The sequence below is a fragment of the Geodermatophilus sp. DF01-2 genome (genome assembly GCF_004571065.1).
Lineage (GTDB): Bacteria > Actinomycetota > Actinomycetes > Mycobacteriales > Geodermatophilaceae > Geodermatophilus.
Genome location: NZ_SPQN01000131.1, coordinates 1 through 6,770 on the forward strand (window position 1 = coordinate 1; position 6,770 = coordinate 6,770).

The window sequence follows — 6,770 nt, forward strand, 5'->3', positions numbered from 1 at the left end:
GGGACGGCGGGGGCGGACGCCGGCGCCCCCGTGCTCGGCGGCGGCTGGTCGATGCCCCGCGGGCGGGCCGGGCTGCCGCTGCGGCTCGTCGACGGGCGGACCGTGCTCGTGCCCACCCGCGACCCGGCGGCGCTGTCCGCCGCGCTGCTGGGAGCCGTCCCGGACACCGGCGACGGCACCGGCGGCAGAAAGGGGACACTGGGGTCGTGACCTCGCTGGACAGCCCCCCGTACGCCTACGAGGCCCCCACGTCGGCCGACCTGTTCACCCGCGCCCAGCGGGTCACCCCCGGCGGGGTGAACAGCCCCGTGCGCGCCTTCGGCGCCGTCGGCGGCACCCCGCGTTTCATGACGAAGGGGCAGGGCCCCTACCTCACCGACGCCGACGGCCGCCGCTACGTCGACCTCGTCGCCTCCTGGGGGCCGCTGATCCTGGGCCACGCCCACCCGGCGGTCGTCGAGGCGGTCACCGCCGCCGCCCGCCGCGGGCTGACCTTCGGCGCCCCGACGGAGGGCGAGGTCGAGCTGGCCGAGGTGATCGTCTCCCGGGTGCGCCCGGTCGAGGAGGTGCGGCTGGTCAACTCCGGCACCGAGGCGGTGCTCTCGGCGGTCCGCCTGGCCCGCGGCGTCACCGGCCGCCGGCTCGTCGTCAAGTTCGCCGGCTGCTACCACGGCCACGTCGACGCGCTGCTGGCCTCGGCCGGCTCGGGCGTGGCCACCCTGGCCCACGCCTCCGGCTCCGACGTCGCCCGGCCCGGCCTGCCGGACACCCCCGGCGTCACCAGCGGCGCCGCCGCCGACACCGTCGTCCTGCCCTACAACGACGCGGCCGCGGTGGAGGCGGTCTTCGCCGAGCGGGGCGGCGAGATCGCCGCGGTCATCACCGAGGCCGCGGTCGGCAACATGGGCGTCGTCCCGCCGCTGGACGGCTTCAACCAGGCGCTGCGGCGGGTCACCGCCGAGCACGGCGCGCTGCTCGTCGTGGACGAGGTCATGACCGGCTTCCGCGTCTCTCGCTCCGGCTGGTACGGGCTCGACCCGGTCGACGCCGACCTGATGACCTTCGGCAAGGTCATGGGCGGCGGGCTGCCGGCCGCGGCCTTCGGCGGGCGCGCCGACCTCATGGAGCACCTGGCCCCGGCCGGGCCGGTGTACCAGGCCGGCACGCTGTCGGGGAACCCGGTCGCCGTCGCCGCGGGGCTGGCGACGCTGCGGCACTGCACCGACGAGGTCTACGCCCGCTGCGACGAGGTGGCCGCCACCCTGCGCGGGGCGACCAGCGCCGCGCTGTTCGCCGCCGGTGTCCCACACCGCGTGCAGCAGGCCGGCTCGATGTTCTCCGTGTTCTTCGTCCCCGACGAGCGGCAGGTGCGCGACTACGACGACGCCCGCTCGCAGGACGCCGCGCGCTACAGCGCCTTCTTCCACGCGATGCTGGCCCGCGGGGTCTACCTGCCGCCGTCGGCGTTCGAGGCGTGGTTCGTCAGCGCCGCGCTGGACGACGAGGCCGTCGGGCGGGTGCTCGAGGCGCTGCCCGCGGCTGCCCGCGCCGCCGCGGCCGTCGAGCCCGCCGCCGCTCCGCGCGCCGAGGACCCCGCCGAGGTGACCACCTGATGGCCGCATCAGAGGGACAGACCACCGTCGTCCACGTGCTCCGGCACGGCGAGGTGCACAACCCCGAGCGGCTGCTCTACGGCCGGCTGCCCGGCTACCGCCTCTCGGAGACCGGCGAGGCGATGGCGCTGGCCGCCGCGGAGTGGCTGGCCGACAAGGGTGTGACCCACGTGGTGTCCAGCCCGCTGGAGCGCGCCCAGCAGACCGCCGCGCCGATCGCCGGGAAGCTCGACCTGCCGGTCGCGATGGACGACCGGCTGATCGAGGCCGGCAACGCCTTCGAGGGGCTGCGGGTCGGTGTCGGGGACGGCTCACTGCGCTCCCCCCAGCACTGGTGGAAGCTGCGCAACCCGTTCCGCCCGTCGTGGGGAGAGCCCTACGTGGAGATCGCCGTCCGCATGCTCGCCGCGGTCGAGGCCGCCCGCGACGCCGCCCGCGGTGCCGCGGCGGTGTGCGTGAGCCACCAGCTGCCGATCTGGACCCTGCGGCTGCACCTGGAGGGGCGCCGCTACGCACACGACCCGCGCCGCCGGGAGTGCGGCCTGGCCAGCGTCACCTCGCTGACCTACGACGGCGACCGCTTCGTCGGGCTGTCCTACGCCGAGCCCGCCGGCGCCACCCCGCCCGACGCGGTGCCCGGCGCATGAGGCGGGGTCTGCTGGTGGCCCTGCTGGGCGCGCTGATGCTCACCGGCTGCTCCACCGGGGCGGACGCCGTGGACGTCAACAACGGCGGCGAGTTCCGCTTCGTGGCCGGCACCCCGGCCGGGGAGGTCATCCCGATCGGGGAGCGGGCCGCGGCGCCGGACTTCTCCGGCGAGCTGCTCGGCGGCGGGCGGTTCGACTCCGCCGAGCTGGACGGCGACATCGCCGTCCTCAACTTCTGGGGCTCGTGGTGCCCGCCCTGCCGGGTGGAGACGCCGCAGTTCCAGGAGGTCTACGCCGACGTCCGCGACCAGGGCGTGCAGTTCCTCGGCTTGAACGTCAAGGAGACCAGCGAGCAGTTCGCGCTGGCCTTCGTCGAGAGCGAGGGCATCGAGTTCCCCTCGGTCTACGACCCGCGCGGCGAGGTCGCCCTGGCGTTCCGGGACTACCCGGCCAACGCGATCCCGTCCACCATCGTGCTCGACCGGCAGGGCCGCGTGGCCGCCGTCTACACCGGCGAGGTCGCCCAGGACGACCTGCGCGCGGTGCTCGACCTGCTGCTGGCCGAGGAGGGCTGATGGGCGAGGCCTTCAGCGACCTGGTCACCGACGGCCCGCTGCTCGTGGCCGCGGCGGTCGCCGCGCTGGTCGGGCTGGTCAGCTTCGCCTCGCCCTGCGTGCTCCCGCTGGTGCCCGGCTACCTGTCCTACGTCACCGGCCTCGCCGGGTCAGGTGCCGGTACCGGCGCGCGGACGACGGCGCCCGCCCCGGCACCGTGCGGCGGGCACGGCGCGACGGCGACCGCGGTGCGCACCGAGGCCGACACCCGGTCGTCGCGCGGCCGGATGGTGCTCGGCGCGGCGCTGTTCGTCCTGGGGTTCACCGTCGTCTTCGTCGCCTTCGGCGCGGCGTTCGGTGGGCTGGGCCGGCTGCTCCTGCAGCACGCCGACGTCCTCACCCGCGTCTTCGGCGTGGTCACGATCGTCATGGGCCTGGCCTTCCTCGGCTGGTTGCCGTTCCTGCAGCGCACCACGCGCCTGTCGGCCCGGCCGGTCGCCGGGCTGGCCGGCGCCCCGCTGCTGGGCGTCGTCTTCGGCCTGGGGTGGACGCCGTGCCTGGGCCCGACGCTGGCCGCGGTCAACTCGCTGGCCTACGCCGAGGCCACCGCGGGGCGTGGCGCGCTCCTAGGAGTCGCCTACTGCCTGGGCCTGGGCGTGCCGTTCGTGCTGGTCGCCCTCGGTGCGCGCTGGGCGCTCGGGGCGACGTCCTTCCTGCGGCGGCACGCGCGCAGCGTGACCCGCTTCGGCGGGGCGCTGCTGCTCCTCGTCGGCGTCCTGCTGGTCACCGGCGCGTGGACGGAGATGATGGGCTGGCTGCGCTCCTGGCTGGCCGCGACCGGCTTCGCGGAGACCTCGCTGTGAGCACCGTTGCCCCGCCGCGACCGGCCGCGGCACCACCCCCGCCCGCGCGGCCCTCCCTCGGCTCCCGCGTACTGGGCCTGTGGCTGCGCTGGTGGCGGCGGCTGACCGCCATGCGGACGGCGATCATCCTGCTGTTCCTGCTCGCGCTCGCGGCGATCCCCGGGTCGTTGCTGCCCCAGCGCTCGCTCAACCAGAACGCCGTCCGCCAGTACTTCGCCGACAACCCGACACTGGCGCCGGTGCTCGACCGGCTCTACGCCTTCGACGTCTTCGGCTCGCCGTGGTTCGCCGCGGTGTACCTGCTGCTGTTCGTCTCGCTCATCGGCTGCGTCGTCCCCCGGCTGGGAGAGCACCTGCGGGCGCTCCGGGCCGCCCCGCCGCCGGCGCCGCGCCGGCTGCTGCGGCTGCCCGACTCCGCGGAGCTGGCCACACCGCTGCCCGGCCCAGCGGCCCTCGACGTCGTCGAGGAGGAGTTGCGGGTGCGGCGCTTCCGCGTCGTCCGCCGCGAGACCGGTGCGGGCCCGGAACTCTCGGCCGAGAAGGGGTTCTGGAAGGAGACCGGCAACCTCCTGTTCCACCTCTCGCTGGTGGCGCTGCTGCTCGGCCTGGCCGGCGGCAAGCTCTGGGGCTACGAGGGCAGCATCCTGGTCACCGAGGGGCAGGGCTTCTGCAACTCGTTCCAGCAGTACGACACCTACTCCGCCGGCCCGCTGGTCGAAGGTGCCGACCTCACCCCGCTGTGCGTCGACCTCGTCGACTTCCGCGCCGAGTACGAGGAGAACCTGACCGCGGCCTCCTACACCGCCGACATCCGCTACGGCGCGCCGGACGAGGAGGGAGAGCCGGCGACCATCGGCGTCAACGACCCGCTCCGGCTCGACGGCGACCGCGTGTACGTGACCGGCCACGGCTACTCGCCCCGGTTCACCGTCACCCTGCCCGACGGGACGGCTTTCACCGACGTCTCGGCGCCCTTCCTGCCTGCGGACCAGGCCACGCTGGGCAGCGAGGGCGCGCTCAAGCTGCCCGACCTCGGCGCCGGCGTCGAGGACCAGCTGGCCATCGCGGGCTTCCTCGCGCCGACCGGACTCACCCAGGGCGGCGTCCTGACCTCGATCGACCCGCGGCCGCTCAACCCGCAGGTCGCGATCCTGGCCTACGAGGGTTACCTCGGCCTGGACTCCGGGCTGCCGCAGTCTGTCTACAGCATCGACCAGACCCAGATCGAGCGCGGCCGGCTCACCGAGGTGGCGCGGGACACCCTCTCCGTCGGGGAGGCGATGACGTTGCCCGACGGGACGTCGATCACCTTCACCGGCGTCGACCAGTTCGCCGCGTTGCAGTTCTCGCACGACCCCGGCCAGGTGTGGGTGCTCGCCGCCGCGATCGCCCTGCTGGCCGGCCTGCTGGCCCTGCTCCTGCTGCGCCGCGAGCGCGTCTTCGCCCGCGTCGGCCCTGCTCCCGGCGGCGGCGGTAGCGTGCTCACGGTCGGCTCCCTGACCCGGGGCGGCGGCGAGAGCGCCACCAGCTTCGCCGAACTGACCGGCCGGTTGCGGACCGCCCTCGACGAGCGTTCCCCGACCCCCTCCGCCCCGCCGTCCGGCGGGGCCGCTCCGGAACCGGAGGATCCCCCGCGTGACCGTTGACCCGTCGCTGGCCGAGCTGTCGGACACGCTGTTCTCGATCGCCGTCGCGGTCTACTCGGTCGCCGTCGTCGCCTTCTCCGCCCAGCTGGCGTTCGGCCGGCGCCCGGCGCGCCAGCTGGTCGCTGCCGGGGCCGGCGCCCGGACGGATGCGGACGCGCCCGCCGCGCCGTCCCGCACCGACCGCTGGGGGCTCGCCGGGCTGGCGGTCACCGTCCTGGGCGCGGCCGTGCACGCCGGTGTGCTGGTCACCCGCGGGATGGCCGCCGACCGGCTGCCCTGGGGCAACATGTACGAGTTCGCCACCGCAGTCGTCCTCGTCGGCGTGGTGGTCTACCTCGTGCTGGCCGTGCGCGTCCCGGCCGTCCGCGACATCGGCGCATTCGTGCTCGCCCCGGTGGTCGTCTCCCTCGTCGCGATCGGGCTGTTCCTCTACACCGAGACCGGCCCGCTGGTCGCCGCGCTCCGCTCGAGCTGGCTGGCCGTGCACGTGACCAGCGCGATCCTGGGTTTCGGGATCTTCTTCGTCAGCGGCATCGCCAGCGTGCTGTACCTGCTGCGCTCCCGGCAGGAGGCCCGCGGGGCCGCCGCCGACGGCTCGTTCCTCGCCCGCCTGCCCGGTGCCGTCACGCTGGACCGGGTCGCCCACCGGACCGCCGTCTTCGGCTTCCCGATCTGGACGTTCGCGATCATCGCCGGAGCGATCTGGGCGGAGAGCGCCTGGGGCCGCTTCTGGGGCTGGGACCCCAAGGAGACCTGGTCGTTCATCGCCTGGGTCGTCTACGCCGGGTATCTGCACGCGCGGACGACGGCCGGCTGGCGGGGGCGCCCGGCGGCGTGGGTCAACGTCGTCGGCCTGGCCGTCATGGTCTTCAACCTGCTGTACGTCAACATGGTCTCGACCGGCCTGCACAGCTACGGCGGGCTGGACTGAAGAAGGACCCCGTCCTCCCACCCCTCGTGAAAGGACCCCCTGCCCCCGCCACTCGCAGGCTCGCGGCGGGACCCTGCAGGGGGCCAGCGGGACTCGGGACGGGGCCGGGGCGGCGTGTCGGTGATGCGCCGGGCGCACTCGTGCTTCCATGCCTCCATGGCGCGCCGGAGGGGAGCTCCCCGTGGGTAGGCACTCGGCTCTGGACGGGGCCGCGGTGCACCCAGCGGTCGCCGCTGCCCTCGCGCGCCGGGCGGCCGACGCGCCGGCCGGTCGGCACGGTGCCCCGCGCGCCGAGACCGCCGAGAGCGGCCTGGGCTGGCCGGGCTCGTCGACGACGCGAGGGGCGGTGGGCCGGCCGCGGACGCGCTGCGGGAGAAGAAGGAGGTCCTGGACCGGCTGGCGCCCGACCTGGCGTCCCTCTCGCTGACCACGTCGGAGCCGGGTGACGCGATGAGACTCCTGGCCGCCCGCCGCTCGCTGCGGGTGCAGGTCAGGGGGGCGGGCCGGGTGGGTGTG

Annotated in this window: 6 protein-coding genes and 1 pseudogene; all 7 read left to right on the forward strand. The window is 75.2% G+C overall.

The window, feature by feature from the left end; translation table 11 throughout:
* A pseudogene (locus E4P41_RS20695) lies at positions 1-210 on the forward strand (hypothetical protein); the annotation flags it as partial.
* The gene (hemL, locus tag E4P41_RS20700; protein ID WP_135143096.1) at positions 207-1,613 is read left to right on the forward strand and encodes a glutamate-1-semialdehyde 2,1-aminomutase; all 1,407 of its coding nucleotides are present in this window, start codon (positions 207-209) and stop codon (positions 1,611-1,613) included. The pseudogene E4P41_RS20695 and the gene hemL, both read left to right, overlap by 4 nt.
* Entirely contained in the window at positions 1,613-2,260 is a 648-nt protein-coding gene (locus tag E4P41_RS20705) for a histidine phosphatase family protein (RefSeq protein WP_135143097.1), read from the forward strand. Before hemL ends, E4P41_RS20705 begins: the two co-directional genes overlap by 1 nt.
* Entirely contained in the window at positions 2,257-2,835 is a 579-nt protein-coding gene (locus E4P41_RS20710; protein WP_135143098.1) for a TlpA disulfide reductase family protein, read from the forward strand. The genes E4P41_RS20705 and E4P41_RS20710 overlap by 4 nt, the downstream gene beginning before the upstream one ends.
* Positions 2,835-3,677 carry a cytochrome c biogenesis protein CcdA gene (locus E4P41_RS20715; protein ID WP_135143099.1) on the forward strand — a complete coding sequence of 281 codons (843 nt, stop codon included), beginning with the start codon at positions 2,835-2,837 and terminating at the stop codon, positions 3,675-3,677. The genes E4P41_RS20710 and E4P41_RS20715 overlap by 1 nt, the downstream gene beginning before the upstream one ends.
* Positions 3,674-5,323 carry a cytochrome c biogenesis protein ResB gene (locus tag E4P41_RS20720; RefSeq protein WP_135143100.1) on the forward strand — a complete coding sequence of 550 codons (1,650 nt, stop codon included), beginning with the start codon at positions 3,674-3,676 and terminating at the stop codon, positions 5,321-5,323. Before E4P41_RS20715 ends, E4P41_RS20720 begins: the two co-directional genes overlap by 4 nt.
* Entirely contained in the window at positions 5,313-6,254 is a 942-nt protein-coding gene (gene ccsB / locus E4P41_RS20725; RefSeq protein WP_135143101.1) for a c-type cytochrome biogenesis protein CcsB, read from the forward strand. Before E4P41_RS20720 ends, ccsB begins: the two co-directional genes overlap by 11 nt.
* Positions 6,255-6,770: the final 516 nt, after the last annotated feature.

Coding starts and splice junctions, on each gene's coding strand:
- E4P41_RS20710 (WP_135143098.1), top strand. CDS start 2,257: ATGAGGCGGGGTCTGCTGGTGGCCCTGCTGGGCGCGCTGATGCTCACC.
- E4P41_RS20705 (WP_135143097.1), top strand. CDS start 1,613: ATGGCCGCATCAGAGGGACAGACCACCGTCGTCCACGTGCTCCGGCAC.
- E4P41_RS20715 (WP_135143099.1), top strand. CDS start 2,835: ATGGGCGAGGCCTTCAGCGACCTGGTCACCGACGGCCCGCTGCTCGTG.